Origin of the sequence: Paenibacillus sp. UNC451MF (assembly GCF_000686845.1) — a bacterium.
Taxonomy (GTDB): domain Bacteria; phylum Bacillota; class Bacilli; order Paenibacillales; family NBRC-103111; genus Paenibacillus_S.
This window is the reverse complement of record NZ_JMLS01000026.1, coordinates 1-24,211: the sequence shown is the minus strand read 5'-3', so window position 1 is coordinate 24,211 and position 24,211 is coordinate 1. Positions and strand designations below refer to the sequence as shown.

General features: G+C 46.1%; 23 protein-coding genes and 4 tRNA genes. 11 read left to right on the top strand and 16 right to left on the bottom strand.

Features of this window, described 5'->3' with window-relative positions; all coding sequences use genetic code 11:
• The first annotated feature begins 271 nt into the window (after positions 1–271).
• The 6 genes from BP97_RS0124105 to BP97_RS0124080 all read left to right on the top strand — a co-directional run bounded on the left by BP97_RS0124105 (position 272) and on the right by BP97_RS0124080 (position 7,342).
• Positions 272–1,558: a histidine--tRNA ligase gene (locus BP97_RS0124105; RefSeq protein ID WP_028551422.1), complete on the top strand. Its 1,287-nt coding sequence runs from the start codon at positions 272–274 to the stop codon at positions 1,556–1,558.
• A 324-nt stretch (positions 1,559–1,882) separates the two neighbouring features.
• Positions 1,883–3,046, top strand: a complete 1,164-nt coding sequence (locus BP97_RS0124100; RefSeq protein ID WP_197035529.1) for an SEC-C metal-binding domain-containing protein — start codon at positions 1,883–1,885, stop codon at positions 3,044–3,046.
• Positions 3,047–3,220: 174 nt separating this feature from the next.
• Positions 3,221–4,819 carry a spore germination protein gene (locus BP97_RS0124095; RefSeq protein ID WP_028551420.1) on the top strand — a complete coding sequence of 533 codons (1,599 nt, stop codon included), beginning with the start codon at positions 3,221–3,223 and terminating at the stop codon, positions 4,817–4,819.
• Positions 4,816–6,015, top strand: a complete 1,200-nt coding sequence (locus BP97_RS0124090) for a Ger(x)C family spore germination protein (protein WP_028551419.1) — start codon at positions 4,816–4,818, stop codon at positions 6,013–6,015. Before BP97_RS0124095 ends, BP97_RS0124090 begins: the two co-directional genes overlap by 4 nt.
• On the top strand, positions 6,012–6,236 hold the full coding sequence (locus BP97_RS40745) for a hypothetical protein (protein WP_036746450.1): 225 nt from the start codon (positions 6,012–6,014) through the stop codon (positions 6,234–6,236). The genes BP97_RS0124090 and BP97_RS40745 overlap by 4 nt, the downstream gene beginning before the upstream one ends.
• A gap of 14 nt (positions 6,237–6,250) precedes the next feature.
• Complete coding sequence (locus tag BP97_RS0124080; protein WP_028551418.1) at positions 6,251–7,342, top strand: GerAB/ArcD/ProY family transporter; 1,092 nt, start codon at positions 6,251–6,253, stop codon at positions 7,340–7,342.
• A gap of 50 nt (positions 7,343–7,392) precedes the next feature.
• Here BP97_RS0124080 and BP97_RS0124075 read toward each other — a convergent pair whose 3' ends face one another.
• The 5 genes from BP97_RS0124075 to BP97_RS0124055 form a co-directional block, all read right to left on the bottom strand.
• Entirely contained in the window at positions 7,393–7,674 is a 282-nt protein-coding gene (locus tag BP97_RS0124075) for a hypothetical protein (protein ID WP_028551417.1), read from the bottom strand.
• 146 nt (positions 7,675–7,820) lie between these two features.
• Positions 7,821–8,045: a DUF1128 domain-containing protein gene (locus BP97_RS0124070; RefSeq protein ID WP_028551416.1), complete on the bottom strand. Its 225-nt coding sequence runs from the start codon at positions 8,043–8,045 to the stop codon at positions 7,821–7,823.
• A gap of 235 nt (positions 8,046–8,280) precedes the next feature.
• On the bottom strand, positions 8,281–8,865 hold the full coding sequence (locus tag BP97_RS0124065; protein WP_028551415.1) for a TetR/AcrR family transcriptional regulator: 585 nt from the start codon (positions 8,863–8,865) through the stop codon (positions 8,281–8,283).
• 247 nt (positions 8,866–9,112) lie between these two features.
• Complete coding sequence (locus tag BP97_RS0124060; RefSeq protein ID WP_028551414.1) at positions 9,113–9,751, bottom strand: YigZ family protein; 639 nt, start codon at positions 9,749–9,751, stop codon at positions 9,113–9,115.
• 246 nt (positions 9,752–9,997) lie between these two features.
• Positions 9,998–11,353 (bottom strand): glucose-6-phosphate isomerase, encoded by a 1,356-nt coding sequence (locus BP97_RS0124055; protein WP_028551413.1) that lies wholly within the window; start codon positions 11,351–11,353, stop codon positions 9,998–10,000.
• Positions 11,354–11,480: 127 nt separating this feature from the next.
• Between BP97_RS0124055 and BP97_RS0124050 the strand changes: the two genes are divergently transcribed.
• Complete coding sequence (locus BP97_RS0124050) at positions 11,481–12,728, top strand: NAD(P)-binding domain-containing protein (RefSeq protein ID WP_028551412.1); 1,248 nt, start codon at positions 11,481–11,483, stop codon at positions 12,726–12,728.
• A 122-nt stretch (positions 12,729–12,850) separates the two neighbouring features.
• On the opposite strand, the gene ppnP is transcribed toward BP97_RS0124050, so the two are convergent.
• Both ppnP and tkt read right to left on the bottom strand, forming a co-directional pair.
• On the bottom strand, positions 12,851–13,168 hold the full coding sequence (gene ppnP / locus BP97_RS0124045) for a pyrimidine/purine nucleoside phosphorylase (protein ID WP_028551411.1): 318 nt from the start codon (positions 13,166–13,168) through the stop codon (positions 12,851–12,853).
• 61 nt (positions 13,169–13,229) lie between these two features.
• The gene (gene tkt, locus BP97_RS0124040) at positions 13,230–15,239 is read right to left on the bottom strand and encodes a transketolase (protein ID WP_028551410.1); all 2,010 of its coding nucleotides are present in this window, start codon (positions 15,237–15,239) and stop codon (positions 13,230–13,232) included.
• Positions 15,240–15,537: 298 nt separating this feature from the next.
• On the opposite strand from tkt, the gene BP97_RS39070 reads away from it, so the two are divergent.
• Complete coding sequence (locus BP97_RS39070) at positions 15,538–16,644, top strand: GGDEF domain-containing protein (protein WP_051620927.1); 1,107 nt, start codon at positions 15,538–15,540, stop codon at positions 16,642–16,644.
• A gap of 105 nt (positions 16,645–16,749) precedes the next feature.
• Here the strand turns inward: BP97_RS39070 and purU are convergent, their stop codons facing one another.
• Both purU and BP97_RS0124025 read right to left on the bottom strand, forming a co-directional pair.
• Positions 16,750–17,643 carry a formyltetrahydrofolate deformylase gene (gene purU / locus BP97_RS0124030; RefSeq protein ID WP_028551409.1) on the bottom strand — a complete coding sequence of 298 codons (894 nt, stop codon included), beginning with the start codon at positions 17,641–17,643 and terminating at the stop codon, positions 16,750–16,752.
• A 36-nt stretch (positions 17,644–17,679) separates the two neighbouring features.
• Positions 17,680–18,804, bottom strand: a complete 1,125-nt coding sequence (locus BP97_RS0124025) for a deoxyribonuclease IV (protein WP_028551408.1) — start codon at positions 18,802–18,804, stop codon at positions 17,680–17,682.
• Between the two features lie 121 nt (positions 18,805–18,925).
• On the opposite strand from BP97_RS0124025, the gene BP97_RS0124020 reads away from it, so the two are divergent.
• The gene (locus BP97_RS0124020; protein ID WP_081824335.1) at positions 18,926–19,351 is read left to right on the top strand and encodes a DUF2621 domain-containing protein; all 426 of its coding nucleotides are present in this window, start codon (positions 18,926–18,928) and stop codon (positions 19,349–19,351) included.
• Positions 19,352–19,397: 46 nt separating this feature from the next.
• Here BP97_RS0124020 and BP97_RS37250 read toward each other — a convergent pair whose 3' ends face one another.
• From BP97_RS37250 to BP97_RS0123990, 6 genes are all read right to left on the bottom strand, one after another.
• Positions 19,398–20,783, bottom strand: coding sequence for an S-layer homology domain-containing protein (locus BP97_RS37250; RefSeq protein WP_051620926.1), 1,386 nt, complete (start codon positions 20,781–20,783; stop codon positions 19,398–19,400).
• Between the two features lie 126 nt (positions 20,784–20,909).
• Positions 20,910–21,095: a YjfB family protein gene (locus BP97_RS0124010; RefSeq protein ID WP_028551406.1), complete on the bottom strand. Its 186-nt coding sequence runs from the start codon at positions 21,093–21,095 to the stop codon at positions 20,910–20,912.
• Between the two features lie 72 nt (positions 21,096–21,167).
• A complete protein-coding gene (locus tag BP97_RS0124005; RefSeq protein WP_051620935.1) occupies positions 21,168–21,698 on the bottom strand; it encodes a VanZ family protein in 531 nt (176 codons plus the stop codon).
• Positions 21,699–21,844: 146 nt separating this feature from the next.
• Positions 21,845–21,927: transfer RNA gene (locus tag BP97_RS0124000), tRNA-Leu, on the bottom strand.
• 28 nt (positions 21,928–21,955) lie between these two features.
• Positions 21,956–22,028: transfer RNA gene (locus BP97_RS0123995), tRNA-Lys, on the bottom strand.
• Between the two features lie 42 nt (positions 22,029–22,070).
• Positions 22,071–22,145 (bottom strand) — tRNA-Glu (locus tag BP97_RS0123990).
• Between the two features lie 145 nt (positions 22,146–22,290).
• Between BP97_RS0123990 and corA the strand changes: the two genes are divergently transcribed.
• Positions 22,291–23,223, top strand: coding sequence for a magnesium/cobalt transporter CorA (gene corA / locus BP97_RS0123985; protein WP_028551404.1), 933 nt, complete (start codon positions 22,291–22,293; stop codon positions 23,221–23,223).
• Between the two features lie 38 nt (positions 23,224–23,261).
• The gene (locus tag BP97_RS0123980; protein ID WP_028551403.1) at positions 23,262–23,933 is read left to right on the top strand and encodes a hypothetical protein; all 672 of its coding nucleotides are present in this window, start codon (positions 23,262–23,264) and stop codon (positions 23,931–23,933) included.
• Between the two features lie 188 nt (positions 23,934–24,121).
• Here the strand turns inward: BP97_RS0123980 and BP97_RS0123975 are convergent.
• Positions 24,122–24,210, bottom strand: a tRNA-Ser gene (locus tag BP97_RS0123975).
• Between the last annotated feature and the right edge of the window lies 1 nt (position 24,211).

Here is a 24,211-nt window from a genome sequence, read left to right as displayed (position 1 = left end):
TTTTTTCCAATTTACTATCTTTGGATTAAATCCAGCCCCTTGCATCCCATCCCATCTCTTGCTATAATCGATCTCAACCATTGTTGAAGGGATTGGACGCCATGAATACCATCATGCTAAATCAACTTCATCATTACAAGCAGCGTTAGCACACCTGTACATTTTCAGGGTGGGCTAACGCTTCTCGCGTTGGCCTCCCTGCGGCATATGAACGCGCAGGACCAAGAGGTCCGGCGCGTTTTTTATTTTCCCCAAGAAAGGATTGGAAACTATGCAAAATGTAAAAGGTACCTACGATTTCTTCGGAAAGGAACAAGCGCTGCGAAAAAAGGTGCAAACCGTACTGCAGGAAGTATTTGAGCTATATGATTTTGACGAAATGGATTCTACGATTCTGAATGAGCTTGACCTTTTGACCTCGAAATATGCCGGTGGCGATGAAATCCTTAAGGAAATGTATCAATTAACGGATCAAGGAATGCGCCGCCTTGGGCTTCGTTACGACCTGACCATTCCTTTTGCCAAGGTCATTGCATTGAATCCCGGCATTGAACTCCCCTATAAGAGGTATGAAATGGGGAAAGTTTTTCGGGATGGTCCAGTAAAGCGGGGGCGTCTACGTGAATTTTTGCAGTGCGATGTTGATATTGTTGGGATCGACGGACCTGAGGCGGAAGCCGAATTAATGCAAGTTGCTGCCGAAGTGTTCAAAAGACTAAATATACCGATTACGCTCAGGTGGAATAATCACCAATTCCTCGGAGAAATTCTTGAAACGATGGGAGTACCTTCCGACAAAAAACCTTCGGTCATGCTAACACTTGATAAAATAGCAAAAATCGGAAACGAAGGAGTCATCCAAGAGCTTGCTGACAAAGGACTGGATGCTCAAGTAACAAAGGCTATAACTGAACTAATTCAATTGGATGACCCAACGTTTAAGCAAATATCTGACCTATACGGAATAGTCGATTCCAAAGGCTCTTTGGAGGTTCAAGCTCTGCAAGAGCTCATCCAAGAGCTAGGACTGGATCAAACCTGTAAATTCGACCCTTTCTTGTCTCGAGGGCTATCTTTTTATACGGGTACTGTGTACGAAATTTTCGATGCAAGCAGTTCGTTCACATCAAGCTTAGGCGGAGGCGGACGATATGATGAGATCATTGGCAAGCTGGTTAACAGAGATGAGGCTGCCTATCCGACCGTAGGCATGTCTTTCGGAATGGAATCCATCATGGAGCTGCTGAGGGACCGTCCACTGGAAGCCAAAGTTCCTCTAGTCGTAGTCATTCCTATTGGAGAAGCCACAATCCCTGTAGTATTAAAAACGGCTGCCGAGCTTCGTGCGAGCGATATCCCCACCGGTTTGGATACGAGTCGACGTAAACTAAAGAAATCGCTTGCCTCGGCTGCATCCAAAGGCATCAGGTATGTGATTTTGATAGGCGAAGATGAGGCTGCCGATGGCAAGGTTCGTTTGAAGGACATGAAGGAAACAACCGAAGTCGTTTTATCTCTGGATGAAGCCTTACTCATAGTTCAAAAAAACGTTTTATAAGGATTCATGATGGTATCTTATCGGGGTGGTTGATTGTTCATCAATAACTGGTTAAAATATTCAGTAAGATGAATTTCGACCAAATTCTCCGTTAAATCGACAAATAGTGCGGTTTGTCAACGTGAAACTTTGACAATTTCACCGATCTGCTTAATATTTATTTCATTATGCTATATAATTACATTTGAGCAGTATCACACGCTCTGTGTTATTTGTTAGTGTGATTGGATGAAATATGGATTCCAAAATAATGTTACAATAAAACCCATCCAAGCTAAACTAAATTTCGGATGGGGCTTTTACCTGCTCAGAAAGGATGAATACATGATGGACAAGCATCTGAGCGAAACCGATCAGAAGATGCTGTTGAAAGAGGAAGAAAAGCGTTGGCCCGACATTGAGGTGCCGGTTACACTTTCCGACTATTTGGCCAAGCTTACCAAACCGGAGCTGTCAACCATTCGTATGAACCTGGGAATCAAAGGAGCAAGCTCCTTAAAGAAGCAAGAGCTTATCGATGTGTTGGTGGAGCAAATGCCATTGACGCTTTCTAGCCTGCTGCTTGCATTCGATGAAGCCCGCTACCAAATTTTGAAGCAGCTGGCGGACCGCGGCGGACAAGGCTATACTCCGTTGGAGTCTTATCAGCTCGATTATTTCAAAAAAAGAGGTATTCTCTGTACCGGTACTTACGAAGGGAATAAAACACTGGTTATGCCTCAGGAAGTGCTTGCCTGCTTCAAACGCGTGGACAGTTCTTCTTATCGGGATCAAATCCGTAAAAATACGGAGTGGATTAAGCTCACACACGGCTTGCTCTACTACTATGGCGTCCTAAGCTTAAATGAGCTGGAACGGCAAATGAACCAGTTAACAGGAACCAAAATCAAGCTAGGCGAATATACGGCTATCCTTCAAGAAGCCGTATCGTTCTACGAGGAGCTGCAAACCGATACGTACGGTTATTCCAACAGCAGTGTGCTGGATGCAGACAAAGTGAAAAACGAGCAAGAGTCGAGATCCCAATTGCCGTTCTTTCCATTCACTAAGGCTCAATTATTACATGCCGGTGCACCCCAATTTGTCGACCGGAATGCAAGTTATCAGGCTTTCGTACTTTTTATTCGCAAAAACTATACCATTTCTTTGGACGAGGCAGACTATATCGTAGAAGAGTGCGTTGACGCCATTCGAAACGATCGATCGCCGACAGAAGTGTTCAAGCTATTACAGCAGCTTCTGGAAATCAATGAGCTGGACATGGTCAAAGCGTTCATGGATCATATCGCAGACCTCCACAATAATACAAGACAATGGGCTCTCAAGGGCTATACTCCACATCAACTGTCCCCCGCAGCTGAATCCGCTACTGCGGAAGTATCGGCTAAGCCGAATATCATTGAGTTTGCAGCGAAGACAAAAGTCGGACGGAACGACCCTTGTCCTTGTGGAAGCGGCAAAAAATTTAAAAAATGCTGCGGACGTTAAATAAATCAATTTAAATAACAAAGAGACCTTCCTAGGGTCTTTACTATACGAATAGCCATCCCTATCTGCCAATTGTGCAATGGGATGGCTATTTGTGCTGAGCCTATCCCGAATAAAAAAATCCAATATAGGTAAACATTTAAACATGAACAGCAAAGAGTATGAGGTATAAGCATGTCGATTTTTACTTGGTTAAGACGTCACATCCACCCGCCCGTCTCCAACAGCCCAACCGAGTCTCAACAGCAAGGACAGCCTACGGGGGCTGCCACGGATCAGCTCGATCGATCTATACATATTGACGCTAGAGTCGCATGGTTTCAAAAGCAGCTTTCCGGCAATTCCGATGTCATCATACAGAACTTTACGCATTCATCAGGAACAGCCTGCGCGCTGTTATTCATTAAAAACATGATAGATCTGGAGACTTTGCAAAAGGAAGTGCTGCAGGCCGCTCTATCCATGGATGCTGTAGATGCAGCCGATTTTTGCAAACAAATTTTCGATGATCGACGTCTGCCTGTTACAGGGATGCATTTGGCTGCAACTGTAAGTCAAGGCTTACTCGCAATACTGGAAGGCCATGCGCTGCTTCTCGTTGAGGGAGACTGCCGAATTCTCGATTTGCCTGTCACCTCCTATCCCAAAAGAGCCATAGATGAAGCGCCTAACGAATCGGTCATCCGAGGACCTCGCGAAGCGTTTATTGAAAGCTTGCAGGTTAACACCACCCTTATCCGCAGAAGACTCAAGACACCCGATCTCAAGCTTGAATATATGAAGATAGGCAGGCATACCCATACGGATGTTGCCATCGGCTATATACAAGGGGTTTGCAAGCCGGAGCTCGTACAGGAATTGAAACGAAGGCTATCTCAAATCGATGTGGACGGACTTATGGGAAGCAGCTATATTGAGGAATTTATTGAGGACAATCCCTATTCTCCATTTCCTCAAATGCAGTATACCGAAAGACCTGACGTTGTTTGCGCCTCTTTACTGGAGGGTCGAATAGTCATCATCGTAGATGGCACGCCTATCGTCCTGCTTGCACCCGTCACCATGTTCATGCTGATGCAGTCCGCAGAGGACTACTACCAGCGGTTCATCTCCTCGACTTGGATTCGCTGGATCCGATTCGCGTTCATTTTCATTTCACTGCTGCTGCCCTCAACCTATATAGCCGTAACGACCGTTCATCCGGAGATCATCCCTAAGCGGCTGCTCGTTACAATTACATCATCCCGCGAAGTAGTGCCATTTCCCGCCCTTATTGAAGCTTTTATGATGGAACTGGCCTTCGAAGCGCTGCGAGAGGCAGCAATCCGGATCCCCAAATCGATCGGGCAAGCCGTATCCATTATAGGAGCGCTTATTATCGGGACAGCGGCCGTTCAAGCGGGCATCGTATCCGCTGCGATGGTCATTATCGTTGCCTTAACTGGAATTGCTTCCTTCATCATTCCGCATTACGATCTCGGACTGGCTTTCCGGCTGCTGCGCTTTCCAATTATGATATTGGCCGGCATGTTCGGATTGTTCGGGATTGCCTGCGGGTTGATTTTGGTTTACTTGCATTTACTTTCTCTGCGATCTTTTGGGACGCCTTATCTCACCCCACTCACTCCTCTCTCATTCAGTGATTGGAAGGATACTTTTATCAGAGCCCCCTGGTGGTTGATGAAAAAACGCCCTTCGCTCTCATCGAGCGGCACGCAAAGACAGTCGAAGAATACGCGGAGATGGGATCACGAGGAGGAAGATGAAGATTGATTTCGCTAAACTTTCTTCGAAAAACGATCGTACTGTCAGCCGTCTTACCCCTTCTATTCCTACTAAGCGGATGCTGGTCGACTATTGAGCTGAATGATCGTGCCTTTGCTCGTCTCATGATTTTTGATAAAGGCAAACAAGGAATTGAGCTTACTATCGGTTTCCCGCTCCCTAACCGGATGATTCCTGGAATGGCAGGCAGCGGCAGCGGACCGCAAACAGGCAGCCCCTATACTTTTATCTCCAAAGAAGGTGCCAATGTTGGACAAGCGCTGCGTAACATTCAGATAGATTTGTCCCGCAAAATCACCTTAGGACAATCCAGTGTTGTCATTATTGGCAAAGAGCTCGCCAAAGAAGGGATAGGCCCTGTGCTGGAATTTTTGGCCAGAGAGCCCCGAATTCACATTAATGCCAGCGTATTCGTAGCCGAAGGAAAAGGAAAAGAATTAGCTAACATTCCTACCATATTCGAAAGATTTCCAACGGATATTGTAGCCGCTTATGTTCTCCAGCATGAAACGATTCAAGCCACGATTAAAGATTTCCTCATGGCTAACTTCACTGGAGGAGATATGGTAGTTCCCCTGCTTTCCTTTCAACCCAAACAAATCGAGAGTGAGAATGGTAAACAGCAGGATTGGATGGGAGCAGGAGGGGCTGCCATATTTAAAAACAAAAAAATGCAGAAAACCGTTGGCATAAAGGATATGCGGGGAGCACTATGGATTCTCGGCCAGTTGAACGAGGCGGAAATTACGATTAATTCACCGACAGACGGGCGCAAAGTCAGTTTTTTTATCGAACACTCACGCACAAAAATAAGACCTCGCATCACAGGAGAGCAAGTAGCTATTCATCTCCAAAGTACAGCAAATGCACGGCTGCTCTCTTCGGATACCAATATGAATGTAGAAGACCCTAACCAATTGAAAGTATTGGCTCGACAGCTTGAATTAGAGGTAGAGAAGCGCATGATGGGCATGATCGACAAAACAAGGGAAGTCAAGGCGGATGCTTTTCACTTCGGCAACTATATCTCCTGGTACTATCCACAGCAGTGGAAAACATTAAGACCTCAATGGAACGAGCTTTACTCTGATGAAAAAGCCGAAATTGTGGTTCATGCGGATATCGCCATCCGCCGGCTGGGAACCGAAATAGAATCTGTAACCGTGGTGGAGAAGGACACATGATTATTATCATGATCATATATGCTATCGTTCTGTATTTGGAATGGCACTATTTGACCCGTCATGGACGAAAGCGCAGAACGTTCTTCATAGTCCTCGGTTACGCTGCAGCTACATTCATCAGCTTTGAAATATTATATTACGTTAGAGAACAATGGCAATTGAAGGATCTGATAGAAACCGTCTTCGGTCCTATTCAATCCCTTTTGAAAATGGAATCTTGACGGGAGGACTTGCAGTGAGGCAAATAACCCAGACGCAGCTGTTCATGATGTTTTCTATCTATTTGTTTACAAGCACGCTTGGATTATATGCCGATTATGTCTCCAGGACCTCCGGGTATCTAACTTGGTTGAGTATGCTATTAGGTGCTTGCCTCTCGGTACTCATCACCTATATCTCCTACTGCCTTGCCAAGAGAAGGCCAGACCAGTATTTTGCTATCTACGGCAAAGAGATATTAAGTAGATGGGTACATATTCCGCTTACGATCATCATCGTGATATGCCTGCTTTTCATCACTTCATTTATTTTGCATGATTTGGAGGATTTCATCATTCAAGTTTATTTACCGGCTACCCCGAGCTGGGCTATCGCCGCTCTTTTTGGCATTTGTTTCGTGGCGGCGGTTCGCTGCGGGATCGAAACCATTTTCCGCTGCGCGCAGGGTATTTTTTTCATCAGTATATTCGGTGTTCTGGTGACCCCTTTTTTTGTAAAGAAAGAAATGAATGTGGACATGGCCATAGCTTTTATTAACCGTTTCGACCTTCCTGAGGTATGGAATGGGATGTGGGCAAACGCTTGTTTATTCGGAGAGACAGCGTTCATTCTGTTTCTTTTCCCGAAAATATGCAATACCGAGAAAACAATGCGGACGATTGCCGGCGCCACCTTTACTGCCGTTTTTATCATTTTGACCAACATTTTACCTGCAATACTCATCTTCGGCCCTGAGCTGATGGGTAATTTAACTTATCCTGAGCTAGAGCTGATTCGGTATATACACGGCAGCTCTTTTTTTGAAAATTTGGATCCCCTATTGATTGCCCTATGGATAACGGGTTTGTTTATTAAAATCAGCTTTCTTCTGTATTTAATTACTATGAATATCGCCCAGCTCTTCTCGTTAAAAGACCATAAGCCCTTAACCTTATCCACGACCGTTCTAATTATCGGGATTTCTTTATATGTAGTAAGCTCTACGGCTGAAAGCTCGGAAATGGTTTCTAGCAGCCTTGTCGGTATGGTCATCGTAGTGGAAATCATACCGGCGATCTATTTGTTGGTCGATTGGCTTCGTTCATTAACAGTCGCTAAGAGCAAGTAAAAAAGCCCATTCGCGGGCTGCAGAGCCCCGGATGAGCTTTTACTTGCTTCTTAGAAGAAACCGCCGCCGAATCCGCCGAACGGGAAACCGAAACCGCCAAAGCCATCAAAACCGCCGAAAGCAAAAGGGGATGTTCCAATGGCAAGGAGATCGAATAATACCAACGGTGCTAAAGCGGATGTTTGGACTTTCCCTTCTTCAGGAGCCATAACGAGCTTATTTCCACTAATGCGGACTAACTTACCGCTTACAGTCGTACCGTCTTTCTTAACAGCATAAACCGTTTTACCGATTAACTTCTGTACTTCTTTGCTGCTAATCGTCATTTGCATGTGAGTCCTCCTCCGTATACTGGGTGTTAGGCTGATGCCACATAGCATTCAACTACACTATATAGTACGGAATTGGAGGATGGCTTGCCTGTTCGCTTATACCTGTCCTAAGAAAGATAGGAACATGGCCCTTCAAGGCATTAAAACTATACTTTACGAAGGCGTCCCAGCTCGGTCGTAATCGCTTCGATTTCACTAATGCTAAAATTAGGCTTGGACGATACCATTTCGTATATGTCTTTCAAGTCCTCATACTGCTCGTCATTCAAGGACGTAGCTTTCAAAGCTGCTCCTGTCGCCATACGAAGCTTTTTCTTAATTTCTTCGATCATATAATCCACATTTTCCAATGTATTTCGAGTTAAATCCAACGTTCTCTCATCCTTTCTCTTCAGAGGACCATCATGTATTTCGTGAGCCGTGTCATTGTCGAACCGCCTCTACGCTTTTACTATGTCTTTGGCTTTCCCATTGTACCATGTTTTGAACGGATGCGCGTACTATGTATCCAAGGCACACTATGCCTAGGCGAATTATGAGGATTAAGACAAGCGGTTACACGATGCCTTCCTTGAGAACAAAGATGTTCACCGGAAGCCTTCTTGGCTACTGAAGCCCTTCGCATAAATATTTCACATGCTGCTCGGCAAGCTTCTTCACATCTTCGTATGTTTGGTTATATCGGATATTGTAGGAAATAAAACCATGCATAGACATAAACAAACTCCATGGAATGCTGTACATCCTCTGCTCACTGCCCGACTGCTTCGCGATAACGGAACGAACTACTGTAGCAAACAACTCCAGACATTGCGCTTGCTCTGTTCTACCATACAGCTGTAGATCCGCATCGTTGATCATAAACATGATTTCGTAATGATATGGATTCTCGAGACCAAACCGGATAAATTCCAGCATCAGCTTCTCCAGCTGCCCCAGATCACCCATTCGGGTCCGGGTGAGCATCTCTCTCTGTCTTTGCAGCAGCATCTGAAAATCGGCATTCACTAACGCATAAAATAGCTCTGCTTTCTCTTTAAAATGATAATATAACGCCCCGTGACTGTACCCCATCGCTTTGGCGATGCTGCGCATTGTTAAAGTATGATAGCCGTGTTCGGCGAAAAGCTGCCTCGCTTCCTCCAGTATTCTTTCGCGGCTTAGCTCTTGCGCCACTGCTTTTCTGGCCAACACGATTCAACTCGCTTTCCTATTATGTTTTTCTCTACACTTCAATAGTTTATCACTTTATTGCTGCAAAGCAAGAGAAAATATAGGATGAAAGTACTGCAAATAAAAAACGCCTTGCGGCGTCCAATTTTTGAGAAACCTATAGACTTGAAATATGTCTACTATACTCCTGTGGGTATTCCAGTCCAACAGACTCAACACCGTTCAGCATCCTTTTATATAATTCATGGAGTAATCTGCATTCCGGCTAAGGCTTCTCGGAGTGCTCAATATATTTCTCCGCACCAGCCGTTATCATCCCCTGTCCCTGCGTGACATCAGTCATCCATGCTATGAAACGATCGGCTTCCTCTGCCAGAGGAAGACAGAGCAACGTTACTTTGTCCGTAAACAAAGTCTCCCCCATCAGCATCTCACGGTTTCGCAGCTCGTTCTCCACTTTCCCATGCCACGTGTAATCGATTTCGATCCATACCTCGCGATGCAGCACTTTGTATACGGGCTCTGCAGCAGCCAATCCCGCAACCGCTCCATCTGTATACGCCCTGACAAGTCCCCCAGCGCCCAACATAATACCACCGAAATATCGCGTTACCACCACGGCTACATTTTTCAAGCCTTGGTTCTTGATGACCTCAAGAATGGGTCTACCTGCCGTACCGCTCGGTTCACCGTCATCCGACTGCTTTTGATATTGATCCCGCTCTCCGACCATATAAGCAGAGCAATTGTGCGTAGCCATCGAATGCTCCTTCTTTATGCTCTCGATGAACTGTATCGCTTCTTCTTCCGTCTCAACCGGCATGGCATGACCGATAAAACGGGATTTTTTAATGACAATTTCTGAAACTCCGGCCTGTTTGACCGTTTTATAATAGGGCAGCATAACGAATCCCTCACTTTCTAAACCATTGCATAACCCTTGCTGTATACCATACCATCATGAGAAAAACGTCTATCGACGTCATTTCCTAGATGTACGACCGCGTTTAGCGGAAGTTTTTATCGCCAATAGAAACGTTCACTTCGATAATGTCTTAGTGAAGGTATCCTTTCCTATGTGGTAACGAAACTTGACGAGAAAAAAGCAGTGCACCCTAAACAATAAGGGCGAACTGCTTTTCTCCCAGCATTACTTGGTCAATCTTGCTTCAAGCTCTGCTTTTTCTTTCTCATAGCCTGGTTTGCCTAGCAGGGCGAACATATTTTTCTTGTACGCCTCAACACCAGGTTGATCGAATGGATTTACTCCGAGCAAGTAACCGCTGATTCCGCATGCTTTTTCGAAGAAATATACCATAAAGCCGAACGTATACGCGCTCATATCCGGAAGCGTCACGATCAAGTTAGGCACTCCGCCGTCGGTGTGTGCAAGCATTGTACCTTGGAACGCTTTTTTGTTAACAAAGTCCATGGTTTTGCCGCTCAGGAAGTTCAAGCCGTCCAAATCGTCGGCATCCGTTCCGATTGTGATTTGCTCATTCACGTCCGCTACTTGAATAACCGTTTCGAACAAGGTGCGGTTTCCTTCTTGAATGAACTGTCCCATCGAGTGAAGGTCAGTGGAGAAGTCAACCGATGCAGGATAAATTCCTTTGTTGTCTTTACCTTCGCTCTCCCCGAACAGCTGCTTCCACCACTCCGATACGAAGTGCAAAGAAGGCTCGTAGTTCACGAGAATTTCGGTCGTTTTGCCTTTGCGGTACAAAGCATTACGCACAGCTGCGTATTGGTAGCTTGGATTTTCATGCAGATTCGGGTTGGAGAACTCGACTCTCGCGTCAGCCGCTCCACGCATCATAGCTTCAATGTCGATGCCTGCAGTCGCGATTGGCAGCAAACCTACCGCTGTAAGCACGGAATAGCGTCCGCCAACGTCATCAGGAATTACGAAGGACTCGTACCCTTCTTCAGTAGCCAGCTTCTTCAAAGCACCCTTAGCTTGGTCTGTCGTTGCGTAAATGCGTTTGCGGGCAGCTTCCTTGCCATACTTCTTCTCCAGCAGCTCACGGAAAATACGGAACGCAATCGCAGGCTCTGTCGTTGTTCCCGACTTGGAGATAACATTGACCGAAATATCTTTGCCTTCGAGCAGCTGCAGCAAATGCGTTACATAAGTGGAGCTGATGTTGTTGCCAACGAAGTATACTTCCGGCGTTTTACGCTTGTCCTTCGGCAGAAGGTTATAGAACGAGTGAGACAGCATTTCGATAGCTGCACGCGCGCCCAGATAAGAACCGCCGATACCTATAACAACAAGAGCGTCAGAGTCGGATTGAATTTGCCCAGCTGCTTTTTGAATGCGAGCAAACTCTTCTTTATCGTAATTCGCAGGGAGATCGATCCATCCCAAATAATCGGATCCTGCACCGGTTTTATTATGTAATTGCTCGTGAGCAAGCTTGATCGGCTCGGCGAGATAATCTACTTCGTGTTGCTGAATGAAAGATAACGCTTTGCTGTAGTCAAAAGAAAACTTGGAGCTCATTCTTCTTCATCCTCCTTAAATTTGGCTATCATACTTTAAATTAGAATACTGTACTTCACAAAGGAAAAGCAAGCGACTCATTCACACCGATAGGGGTAAATGCTACAATGTAAGCAGAGGTGATTCGATGAAAAGGATTGGATTTATCGGATTAGGAACTATGGGTAAGCCCATGGCTGCCAATCTTTTAACAAAAGGCTACGACGTAGTCGTGTACAACCGAAGCTCAGAGAAAACCGCTGAGCTCGCAGCACTTGGAGCGCACACGGCAGCAACGCCGTCCGAAGCCGCTCAAGGTGTGGATGTCGTCGTTCTCATGCTGAGCAACGATGCCGTTGTGCTTGACGCCGTCCTTGGCGATCAAGGTGTGATTCACGGTGTGACCGCCGGACAAACGGTCATTGATTGCAGTACGGTGTCTCCGGATACCAGCAAACGAATAGCGAACGAGCTGCTCGGACGTGCCGTCGATTTTCTGGACACCCCCGTCACAGGCAGCAAGCCCGCCGCAGAAAGCGGAACGCTTGTCTTCATGATCGGCGGCGAACAAGCTGTTCTGGAACGCCATCGTCCTGTGTTTGAAGCCATGGGCTCCAAAATCGTCTATATGGGTCCAACCGGCTCCGGCTCTTATGCCAAGCTCGCACACAACACGATGGTCGGCATTAACGCGCTTGGCCTTGCCGAAGGCTTGTCCATCGTGACTAAGGCAGGATTGGATGCAGAGCAGTTTCTGCAAATTGTACTTGCAGGCAGCGCCAACAGCAAGCAAGCTGAGCTAAAAGGCGCTAAAATCATTAACCGCGACTTCAGCAACCAATTCTCGCTTCAGCTGATGCTCAAAGACCTTCTGCTGGCTAATGATGTGACCAATCGCTTCCAAATGCCTTCTCCGATGCTCAAAGCAGCGGCAGGCATTTTCCAGATGGGCTTAAGCAAAGGACTTGGTGAAGCCGACTTGTGCTCCGTAGCCCAAGTCTATGAGGACTGGATGCATATGCAGATCAGCAAGACAGAATCCGTCGTTGAAGAACGTCGTAAAACGAACAGACTGCAGCTGAACATCCCTCTGCACTTGTCCGTCCATCAATGGGAACAAGAAGGTGCCTTTACTGGTCAAACGATCCCAGGCATTTTATACGACTTGTCAGAGAACGGCCTTCAGATCATATCCCAATTCCCGTTGGCAGAAGACATGTTTATCGTCATCCACTTCCCTAAGGAAGCCGAGCTGCCTCCAGTGACAGGAAGAGTCATCCGAATTGAGAGTGACAACAACGGCTCATTCCGTTACGGCTGCTTGCTTTCCGGACTGGCTCCTTATGACAGAATCCAGCTGGAAGCCTATATAGCGCACCATCTGGAACAACAATAACGATACCGTTACATAGAAGCACTAATCCTATAAGACACAAATACCCTGCTTCAGCACAAATCTCCAAGGAGGTTGCCGGCAGGGTATTTTGTCATTCCATCGTCCGTTCCGAAGCTTCTGGTCTACTCTGCAATGTAGGAGCAGCAGTAGTCAGTAGGCGTTTTAACCAGCAGCTTGAACTTCGAATTCGCAGGAACGGTGAACTCCCCAGTGCCGTTAATATGAAGCCATTCACTTGTGCCAGGAAGCAGTACATCCAGCTCGCCAGCTTGAATTTCCATGATTTCCTTAGCATCCGTTCCGAATTCATACTCTCCAGGAAGCATAACTCCCAGCGTCTTCTTAGTTCCATCCGCGAATAGTACAGTACGGCTTGTTACTTTACCATCGAAGTAAAAGTTCGCTTTTTTCAATACGGTCACTTGCTCAAATTGGGACATGGTTCGCTGTTCTCCTTTGGAAGGGAGACCGGACTGTGTCAGCCCGGCCTTCAAGTTTAATTTATTTCAAAAGCTGCTTCACGCGGGCAACCACGTTTTCCACGGTAAAGCCGTATTCTTTAATAACAACAGGACCTGGAGCGGAAGCGCCGAAACGGTCGATGCCAAGAACGCTACCTTGATCGCCAACATAACGATCCCAGCCGAAGGAATGACCCATCTCAACAGCAAGACGAGCTTTAACATCCGGTAAAAGAACGGAATCTTTGTACTCTTGGGACTGTTTATCGAACAGCTCCCAGCTTGGCATGCTGATGACGCGAACTTGCACGCCTTCTTCTGCCAATTGCTTTTGAGCAGCAACGGCAAGCTGTACTTCCGTACCTGTAGCGATGATTTGCGCTTGAGGCTTGCCATTAGCAGCATCAGACAGAACGTAAGCGCCGCGGCTCAAGCTAGCATTGGCTTGCTCAGTGCCATCCAGCTTAGGAGCTGCTTGACGGGAGAAGATCAAGGCAACAGGGCCTTTTTTGTTCTCAACCGCATAGCGCCAAGCTGCTGCTGTCTCGTCGCCGTCTGCTGGACGAATAACAGTAACACCAGGAATAACGCGCAAAGCTGCCAATTGCTCGATCGGCTCATGAGTAGGGCCGTCTTCGCCGACACCAATACTATCATGAGTAAATACATAGATAGCAGGAACATTCATGATGGATGCCAAGCGGATAGCCGGACGCAAGTAATCGGAGAAGACGAAGAACGTACCGCCGAATACTTTAAGACCGCCGTGAAGCAGCATACCGTTCACAGCAGCGCCCATACCGAACTCACGCACACCGTAGTAAATGTTTTGTCCGCTGTAATCTTTTGCTGTCATCACGCCAAGATCTTTCATGTGCGTCATAGTCGAGGACTCCAAGTCCGCGGAACCGCCCACGAGAGATTTTACGTTCTTAGCGATAGCGTTCAGCACGATACCAGAAGCGGTACGAGTTCCTTTTTCCGCAGGAGCGGCAGCAGGAATATCTTTATCCCAGCCTTCAGGAAGGTCGCCGTTAACAGCTGTTTCGAATTGCTTAGCAAGCTCAGGATATGCCTTAGCGTACTCAGCGAACATTTGCTGCCATGCAGCATTGGTTTCGATACCTTTTTGCTTTACAGCAGCAAAGTGTGAGCGTACTTCTTCAGGCACATAGAAATGTTGATCTTCCGGCCAGCCGTAAGCTTTTTTGGTCAAAGCCACTTCGTCTACGCCAAGCGGAGAACCGTGAGGACCTACATGACCGCCTTTACCTGCTTTGTTCGGGCTACCGTAACCGATGACTGTTTTCACTTCGATAAGCGTAGGACGCTCGTCGTTTTGAGCTTCTTTGATCGCTTTCTCGATAGCATTCAGATCGTTGCCGTCTTCTACGAAGAGCACTTGCCAGCCATAACCTTCAAAGCGTTTCTTTGCACTCTCGGAGAAGGACAAGTTCAACTCGCCGTCCAAAGAGATATCGTTGGAATCATACAATACAACCAATTTGCCAAGCTTCATATGTCCTGCAAGGGAAGCTGCCTCGGAAGAAATACCTTCCATCAAGTCACCATCGCCGCAAATAACATACGTATAGTGGTCAATTACATTGAATTTATCTTTATTGTAAACCGAAGCCAAGTGCGCCTCAGCAATTGCCATCCCTACACCCATACCAAAACCTTGTCCCAAAGGACCCGTTGTAGCGTCAACACCTGCAGTATGCCCTACTTCAGGATGTCCAGGAGTTTTGCTGCCCCACATACGGAACTGCTTCAGCTCGTCCATCGGAAGATCATACCCGCTCAAATGAAGCAAGCTGTACAACAGCATGGAACCATGGCCAGCCGACAGCACGAAACGGTCGCGGTTAATCCAAGTCGGATTGTCCGGATTATGGTTCATCATTTTTGCAAACAGCTCATAACCCATAGGCGCTGCGCCCATCGGCATTCCCGGATGCCCCGATTTTGCCTTCTCGATGGCATCAATGGATAAGGTACGGATCGTGTCAATCGATAATTGCTCGATCGCTTTATTCAATACTGTCATGAAAAAAAACCTCCTACTTATTTTAGTGAAAGCGGTAATTCCGGACGCTACCAAGCACAAAGGCCAAAATGTACGGAAATCACTGCCATTGTTAACGTGTGCATTGTGAATTGCACGGAAACTCACTTGCACCATTTTACCATTGTCCGTATCGGTTTGCCAGCTTAAACCTAATTTAGGCATAAAAAATTCATACGGAAAATATCACCTGCTCCGAGAGGAATTTGTTTCAATCTGGCGAATATGTAGTATTCGCGGATGAATGAATCCTGTTTACTTGGAGTGGTAGAAGTCAATTATGAATCTCTTACTGGAACTGGCCAAGACACGCCAAACCTATCGAAAGATGCTGAATTTATATTGGATTACCATTATTCTAACCGTTGCGTTGGAATACATGATTCACCGATTAGACACCTCATCAGGAGGGGAGCGTATCCTCGCCACGCTAGTCCTTCAAGCCTTCGGATTAGCGGCAGTGACCGGTATATCGGAAATGCTTTACAGGTATCGAAAAATACAAAGTGATGATTTAATGATTGTTACTGGAATCATCTTCGCCTCTTCAATCATCTATTTGAACCCAACAATCGGCATCGTACCTGCAATCTACATCTTTCCCATCCTAACATCCGTACTCTCCTTCAGCAAGAAGCGCATTTTGGTAGCCTTTTGTCTGATACTCATCTGTTTTACCGCTATGTACATCACAACTCCCGAGCTGCGTGTAGCCATGAAGCCCATTCATATTATAGGCACTTTGTTTCTGTATATCGGTGTAACGATCATAGCTTTGAACATATCGATCAGCGGCATTGAGCTGTTGAACAATCTGAAGAATGCCACCGAAACGAAGCAGGAGCTGCTCGTTAAGACGATTATTATGGATAAGCTTTCGAAGATGGATGCTTTGACCGATCTGTACAACCACAAGACGTTTCATGAGTATTTGGAAAAATTGATTGAGCAGAACGAACGAAACCATCTGTCGCTTCAGTTGGCCCTTATGGACATCGATAATTTTAAAAAAATTAACGATACTTACGGTCATTGGGTCGGCGATATTATGCTGCAGCGGGTTGCCAACATTATTAAGGACACGGTCACGCCAAACGACTTTGTGGCACGCTACGGCGGCGAGGAGTTTGCCGTCATCTTCACCGAGAAAACGATCGAGCAGTCGTTTCTCATCGCTGAGCAAATTCGCCATAAGCTGGCGGTCACGCTTCATCCTGAGCTGGATTCGCAGGCGGTCACCTTGAGCATTGGCCTTCAAGATTACGTTAAAGGGGACGGTAAGGAAGCGCTGTTCAAAGGAGCGGATGCGTCACTCTATTCCGCCAAGCGTACCGGTAAAAACAAAACCGTGATCCAGGCGCTTCTCGGAGATCATAAAGGAGCTTAACAGCAGCGCTAGGAACCTTAAATAATGAAACCTTAAATAAATACTGAACACAAAAAGAGACTGACCGTCATTCCCATGACAGGTTCAGTCTCTTTTTGGCTGTCGTTAGTTAAACACGACGGTTTTGTTGCCGTGTACAATAACCCGGTCCTCTACATGCCATGATACGGCACGTGCCAACACGGTGCGTTCGATGTGACGACCAATTCGTTTCAGGTCATCGACATTATGGCGATGGCTCACCCGCTGTACGTCCTGCTCGATGATCGGTCCTCCGTCCAGCTCCTCCGTCACATAATGTGCGGTAGCGCCGATAATTTTTACCCCACGGTTGTATGCTTGTGCGTAAGGCTTACCACCGACAAAAGCCGGCAAGAAGGAATGATGAATATTAATGATCCGATTAGGGAAATATTCGATAAACTTCGGCGTAATGATCTGCATATATCGAGCCAAAACTACCGCGTCTACCTTACCTACAACAAGCTCCAGCTGTTGGCGCTCGGCTTCTGCCTTCGTTGCAGCCGTAACCGGAATGTGATAGTAAGGAATATCAAACGATTCAACTAAGCTGCGCATGTCGTCGTGATTACTGATGACCATGGCGATATCAGCTTCCAGATCTCCCGCCTGCCACTGCCACAGCAGTTCCAGCAGAGCGTGATCCTCCTTCGAAACGAACACGGCAAGACGCTTTTTCCGACTCGCGCGGTTAATGCTCCATTTCATTTGGAATTGCTCTGCAACGACAGCAAAGTCCGTTTTAAGCTTTTCTCTGCGCTCATCCAGGTTGTCCAGATCGAACTCGATCCGGATGAAGAACATGCCGCCCTCCGGATCCATCGTATACTGGTCAGACTGTTCAATATTAGCTCCTTGCTCGTATAAAAACCGGGAAACTGCAGCAACAATCCCTGGCTGGTCCGGGCAGGAAACTAGCATTCTCGCGCGGTTTTTCAAATCGTCCCGTTGGGCTTTCGGCAATACATTCGGTGTCATGACACTAACTACTCCTTCATCATTTCAAAATTTCCATTACAATTGAAACACTTTTTGACCTGCAAACCAAGCTGTTAAGCGCTGGTTAATTTGTTCTTCCGAAAGCTCCGGCAATATGCGGTGCTCAGCAATCAGATCGTACAGGCGTTCCATCGGCTCGCGACCGTCTTCTTTTTTGGCCTTGGCATCGGTTTTAAGCACATCCCATACACGTAGCACATAGTCACGGTGATTAACATCCTGCTTGCTGAAGAAATGCGCCAAACGTTCGACATCCTCTAAGAAATTAGAGCCAAAACGCTGCTCAACCGTACCGCTTAGAAGAGCAATTTCCGCTTCATACATCGGACGCTGCAGCTTATCCTCTTTACCAATCCATGGCGTTTCTAGAATAAGAGGCAAATGCGTCAGCTTTTCATGGTGAACTACGTTGTTCATCGCTTCGAACCCGATCCAGCCGGCCCCAACTGGTGCATGACGGTCTTTTCCCGCCCCTTTAGGGTTTTTGCTGTCGTTCAAATGGACAACGCCGATTCGGTCCAATCCTACTATTTTATCAAAATGCTCGAGCACTCCGTCCAGATCATTCACAATGTCATAGCCTGCATCATGAACGTGGCATGTGTCCAGGCAGACGGATAATCTACCATTATCCTCTACCTTGTCGATAATAGTGGCAATCTCTTCAAAGCTGCGGCCCATTTCCGTTCCTTTACCGGCCATTGTCTCTAAAGCGATATTCACATTCGTATCCTTGACGCCGGCCAGCACTTCATTCAATCCTTCAGAGATCCGAGCGAGCCCATATTCGGCATCCTTGTCCGTGTAAGCTCCAGGGTGAAGAACAATTTGCTTCACGCCCAAATAATCCGTACGGCGAATCTCTTCTTGAAGAAAACGAACAGCCAGCTCATACGTATCATCTTTATATGAACCTAAATTAATAATGTAAGGGGCATGTACGATAATCTCTCCGATGCCATGCTTGTCCATAACGGCTTTGCCTTCTTCAATATATTGCGATTCAATCGGCTTACGGCGCGTATTTTGCGGTGCACCCGTGTATATCATGAAAGTAGACGACCCGTAAGAGATAGCTTCTTCTGCCGCGTTCAGCAGCCCTTTATCTGAAAACGATACGTGAGAACCGATTTTTACCATCGTATTGCTCATCTCCTTTTTTTTCGCACTCACTCTATTTTACTAGGATTGACTCTTGTCCACAAGGCTACTTTTGGATATCGCCAAAGTAAGGTATAATAAGGATGAGGTGACAATAATCATGAATTCGGGTTTTATGTACTTTATCATCTTTTGGGTTTTTGTGCTGCTCTTCTTTATGTCGATAGGCGGCTATTTTATGTTCCGCAAATTTTTGAAGGTGCTGCCTAAGGCGGATGGCATGTCCAAGCTCGATTGGCAAAACCATTACGTTGAATCGTCCCGCCATTTATGGACCGATGAAGCCAAAACCTTTCTAGATATGCTTGTCGATCCTGTTCCTGCTCCGTTCCGTGATATTGCACGCCACTCCATTGCCGCCAAAATCGGTGAAGTCGCATTGGAAGAAAAAGTGGACCGTATTACGCAGGACATTTGTCTCCGCGGCTATATTCTGGCAACCCCCAAACGCGATTATAAAAGCTTGGCCAGTTATCTTGATAAGCAGCAAATCGATTACAGTGCATTTAAGCATCTTCTGCAATAGCACAATAAAAGGCTTCCCACCATTGAATGGAGGAAGCCTTTTGTCATCATTTTTTCTTACCGGGCTTAACCGGCTCCGGTTTATTCTTATCAAGCTTCACTGTTAAGGTGACAGGGGTCCCCGCAACCTTCAATGGATTCGGTTTAAGCTGGGTCGTACGGAAGCCTACCAGCTTGATTCCATCCACAGATATCGTTTTCGGAAGCTCCTTCTGAGTCAAGTGGGCGATTTGTCCATCCAGAATAATGTACAAATCCACTTCATCGTCCGTTTTCATGTCGACGGTCAAATATCGATTGTCTTTAGGTAATACGGCCGCTTCGATTTCGCCGTTCTTCAGGTTTTTATTAAGTACACCCTTATCGTCGAAATAATCCGTAACATTGACGATGGAGTCGTTCGACCAGCTTCCTGAATTATTCCCTCCGATGATGGAGCCGCCTGTGTCCCAATCCGGATACAGGTTCGATGTATCGGGATTGTAAATCCCGGAACCCGTTGACCCGTTTCCGGAACCGCTCGTTCCGCCTGAGCCAGAACCCTCTAATTCAATAGTAGAATAGTCGCCCAACCAGTAATTTTTGCTTAAATAATTATAAATTCGGTTCAAAATCGTCACCGCTTCAGCACGTGTCACTTTATCCATCGGGCGGAAATATCCGAGCTCGTTGGCGGTCATAATACCCGAAGCCTGCAAGCTTGCCAAGCTGCTTGCCTGAGCATTCGAGAATGCATCCGTTCCGAAGGAACAATCGCTCTTCCCTGTTCCCATTAACAGAATAGGAAGCACGCTATTTGTCTGTAACAATGCGGTGCCGGATGCATCAAGACGGCCGTCCGATTTGGCGGCATCGTCATACTTCAACTTATCTTGATACATATTTACTGGAATATCTTTAAATTCGGATACAACCGAGCATACGTCATTCGGACTCAAGCGCCGATCAATCATCCTAGTGTCGAAGAACGAATATAGCATATCGGCCAATTGCAGCCGAGTGAGCTGGGCGTCAGGACGAAAGGTTAGCTGCCCCGTATTGGATAGCCCATATACGCCCCAGTTAAACGTCTGGTTATAAGTTTCGGAAATCTGCTTATAAGCCCAGTGCTGCGGAGATACGTCTGCGAAACCGTCAATCTTTTGTAAGCCTGTTGCATATAAATTCGGCCGATATTTATCGAACAACCGGTAAATCATCGTTGTCCATTCGGCTTTGCTGATCGTTTGGCTCGGTCTGAACGTTCCGTCCGGATAGCCGGTCAGAACCTGCTTTTGTGCCATCAAATAGATGGAGTTGATAGCCCATCCGTTATTTTGTGCGTTGACGTCACTGAATTGAACCTCGGCTTTCGCCGGCAGCGCGGGCAATGCAAGCCCTATGACCGTCAACCATAATAACCATGTGTAGCGGATACCTCGTTTCTTTTTCATTGCATACCCTCCAATCCTCTTCCTTCTTATATCGGCTTTTCACACATTTTTTGTTAATTTCTCGATGAAGAAAAAGACGGCTCTCCTTGAGCCGCCGTTCCTGCTGATCTGCTAAAAAAATAATAATCAAATCTTCAAATCAATACTTTGTCCCAAATAAGGGTGTTGAGCCGCTGTCATGCCTTGCAGCAAGGCATTGACTTGCTCGGTCTGCGCATCCGTAGCCTTTTTCAAGACAGCGATATCGACGGATTGCTTAAGTTCGTTAGCGCTAATTGCAGTCGAAGCTGCGCTGATACCACTTACATCCATTTTCAAGGACCCCTTTCTTTTCATGAGAATAAGAAGCGTCCTATTTTATATCGGATGCAGGGCATACTTTCTTTAATTAGCCTTCCGTTTACGAAAAGCCAGCTTCACAGCCCCTATGACGAGCGCCGCAAGTACGACACCAATGGAGTCCACCATAACGTCGATTGCATGGCCGGTGCGCCCTGGCACGAACGATTGATGCCACTCATCGGAAGCCGCATACAGTACGGAGAAAACTGAGCCCATCGCTATAGATGGTATCGTCTTGATCGGCTTGGACAGCAATGTCATTATGCTGAGAAAGCATAGGACGGCAAACTCCGTTACATGACCGCCTTTTCGAATGATAAACTCTATAAAATCGTAAGGCTTCGTCCAAGTCACCAAACCGCCGTCATAATAAAATTCAATGTGCGGCAACCACCGGTTCAGCAAGTCTAAAGGGAGCCATTCGGCAAGAAGCGGTCGAATATCCTGTTCTGCATAGGTTTGGGCTGATTTGACAAATATAAGCACAATCCAAAAACAGCTGAGTATAAGCCATACAATAAATTTCCATCGCTTTGCGGCTCTTATATGAATCACTCCTATTAACAAAATCATAAGTGAATAGGTCTGGATGTCCATATGAAGGTAGAACAACTCCGCCAAAAAGTGAAGCTATTCCAATTGCTTTCAGGGATTGTCCCCGATTAACAAAGCAATAAAAAAATCCCTTGCTTCCAAGGGATTGTGTCTGTTTAGATGAATGCGGTTGAGAGGACTCGAACCTCCACGAGCGTACGCCCACCACCCCCTCAAGATGGCGTGTCTGCCATTCCACCACAACCGCAAATTAAAAAAAATGAGGGATAAAAACATGAGCCATGAAGGACTCGAACCTTCGACACCCTGATTAAAAGTCAGGTGCTCTACCAACTGAGCTAATGGCTCTAATCAAGGCATGCTTTTCAATTCGATTACCTTCGAAAAGAATGGTGACCCGTAGGGGATTCGAACCCCTGTTACCTCCGTGAAAGGGAGGTGTCTTAACCCCTTGACCAACGGGCCTCGTTATGCATAATCTTGCTGCCTTTTTGACGACAAAAGTTATTATATCCGAATGTATTGTAATTGACAAGCCTTTTTTTAAAATAATATTTTCGTCATGAAAACCATTGTATGATATGCTTTGAACATTGAGGTGAACGTAATAATGATCTTACACAATCTGGATACGGATCAAGTGACTGAAGAAGAAATCCGGCCTCCATCGGAGCAAGAAATCGTCTGGATTCACTTACCTAATCCCGAGCCTGCTGAAGTCAAGCGGGTCGTCGAGGAAATGTTTCACTGCCATCCTCTCGTCGTGGAAGATTGCATCAAGTTGAACCAGAGGGCTAAGATGGATCGGTATAAGGACCACATCTTCATGACCTTTTTTGCATTTGTCGATAAAAGGCTGACACCTGTAGAAATCGGTATTATTATAGGCGCTAATTACATCATTACGATCAGCAGAAAACAACTTAAATTGTTCGAGGTGCTGCGACAACAATTATTAGCTGTACAAGAACGCTCCGATCATCCAGGTGATATTTTGCACCGATTGCTGGATCTATGCGTAGATGATTACACGGAAATCACGAATCGGATTGAAGATCAAGTGGATCAGATGGAGCGTAATCTTTTCGTGAATCCGTACCTCAAGGTGTCTAAGGAAATTTTTCATCTAAAAAGATCCATGCACAAGTTTCGGCGTATTGTCCTAGATGAGAAAGCAATAGTGGGATCCATCAGCCATCACACATTTCCCTACACTCGTCAGGAAACCGATGCTTATTTCGTCGATATCTACGACCATATTTCGCGTGTCCTTGATTCCCTCGATATTTTCAGAGAATCGTTTACCGCTCTGCTTGAGCTTCAAGTGAACATGAAATCGGACCGGATGAACGAAATTATGAAAACTTTGACGATTATCAGCTCCATCTTTTTGCCACTGACATTCATTGTTGGCCTATATGGGATGAACTTCAAAAACATTCCGGAATTACACTGGGATTGGGGTTATGCTTACGTATGGGGAGTCATGCTGGGAGTCAGTTTATTTATGTGGCTCATTTTCAAATGGAAAAAGTGGATTTAGATTCAGAAGATTAACCAACATCCAGGAAACAGGTGATAGTGTTGCAGACGTTTCTCTTCATCCTGCTGGGTTTTCTGGACGTTATAGCCATTCTCGCGCTCATATTCAAAACGTTCCGGTGGCCCTTCTGGGAATATTGGCCCCAATTGACGATCATCGGGTCGGTCTTGTCGGTCGCATCTTATTTAAACCGGATGGTGCTGGATATTCCTAGCTACGATCTGGTCATTCAATTTACATTATGCATTCTATTGCTGCGATTTCTGGTCAAAGTAAGCTTTGTCCATGCGATTGACGTCTCGGCTATCGGGTATCTTTCCTTTAACGGGATACTGATCCTTGTCTATTTCGGGCTGCTTGGTACTGGGCTCGTCTCCACCGATGATGCGCAGCAGCCGGCGAATTGGGGAACATTCATTATTCAATTGTCCGGTGAGCTAGGTTCGTATCTTACAGCTTATTTGCTGTTTCGTTTTCACTACGGGTTTTCCTTTATTATGCGACCGCCTCACAACTTATATCTCAATCGTAAAGTATCTGGCTTTAAGAGGATTATAGCGGTAGTCAACACGATCGGTATTCTGACCGTTTGTGTCTCGGTATATTGGGTTTTGAATTACCATGAATCCGTATTTATTTTGTTATTAATCATCATCCTATCCTTGGCCATACTCGTTTATTTATCTTACATGAGAGATCTTCAGGACTAATACATATTATTTGTAAGTATCATGAATCCGTTGTACATAATCCGATTCACCTAAAGAGACGGTCCGCTAGGTTACCCCGGCGGCTCGTCTCTTTTCGATCACAGCTTGCCTTGACTGGGTACTACTAGTAATCGAAAATGCTGGGAAAATGAAAAAGAACCGTCCTCACGGACGGCCCTTTTATTGTACGGAGAGAGAGGGATTCGAACCCTCGCACCACTTACGCAGTCTAACCCCTTAGCAGAGGGTCCCCTTATAGCCACTTGGGTATCTCTCCA

Coding starts and splice junctions, on each gene's coding strand:
- BP97_RS40745 (WP_036746450.1), top strand. CDS start 6,012: ATGATTATTATCATGATCATATATGCTATCGTTCTGTATTTGGAATGG.
- BP97_RS0124100 (WP_197035529.1), top strand. CDS start 1,883: ATGATGGACAAGCATCTGAGCGAAACCGATCAGAAGATGCTGTTGAAA.
- BP97_RS0124010 (WP_028551406.1), bottom strand. CDS start 21,095: ATGGATGTAAGTGGTATCAGCGCAGCTTCGACTGCAATTAGCGCTAAC.
- BP97_RS0124055 (WP_028551413.1), bottom strand. CDS start 11,353: ATGAGCTCCAAGTTTTCTTTTGACTACAGCAAAGCGTTATCTTTCATT.
- BP97_RS0124095 (WP_028551420.1), top strand. CDS start 3,221: ATGTCGATTTTTACTTGGTTAAGACGTCACATCCACCCGCCCGTCTCC.
- BP97_RS0124025 (WP_028551408.1), bottom strand. CDS start 18,804: ATGGTAAAAATCGGTTCTCACGTATCGTTTTCAGATAAAGGGCTGCTG.
- purU (WP_028551409.1), bottom strand. CDS start 17,643: ATGACACCGAATGTATTGCCGAAAGCCCAACGGGACGATTTGAAAAAC.
- BP97_RS37250 (WP_051620926.1), bottom strand. CDS start 20,783: ATGAAAAAGAAACGAGGTATCCGCTACACATGGTTATTATGGTTGACG.
- BP97_RS0124060 (WP_028551414.1), bottom strand. CDS start 9,751: ATGCTGCCCTATTATAAAACGGTCAAACAGGCCGGAGTTTCAGAAATT.
- BP97_RS0124005 (WP_051620935.1), bottom strand. CDS start 21,698: ATGATTTTGTTAATAGGAGTGATTCATATAAGAGCCGCAAAGCGATGG.
- BP97_RS39070 (WP_051620927.1), top strand. CDS start 15,538: ATGAATCTCTTACTGGAACTGGCCAAGACACGCCAAACCTATCGAAAG.
- BP97_RS0124020 (WP_081824335.1), top strand. CDS start 18,926: ATGAATTCGGGTTTTATGTACTTTATCATCTTTTGGGTTTTTGTGCTG.
- BP97_RS0124050 (WP_028551412.1), top strand. CDS start 11,481: ATGAAAAGGATTGGATTTATCGGATTAGGAACTATGGGTAAGCCCATG.
- corA (WP_028551404.1), top strand. CDS start 22,291: ATGATCTTACACAATCTGGATACGGATCAAGTGACTGAAGAAGAAATC.
- BP97_RS0124105 (WP_028551422.1), top strand. CDS start 272: ATGCAAAATGTAAAAGGTACCTACGATTTCTTCGGAAAGGAACAAGCG.
- BP97_RS0124075 (WP_028551417.1), bottom strand. CDS start 7,674: ATGCAAATGACGATTAGCAGCAAAGAAGTACAGAAGTTAATCGGTAAA.
- tkt (WP_028551410.1), bottom strand. CDS start 15,239: ATGACAGTATTGAATAAAGCGATCGAGCAATTATCGATTGACACGATC.
- ppnP (WP_028551411.1), bottom strand. CDS start 13,168: ATGTCCCAATTTGAGCAAGTGACCGTATTGAAAAAAGCGAACTTTTAC.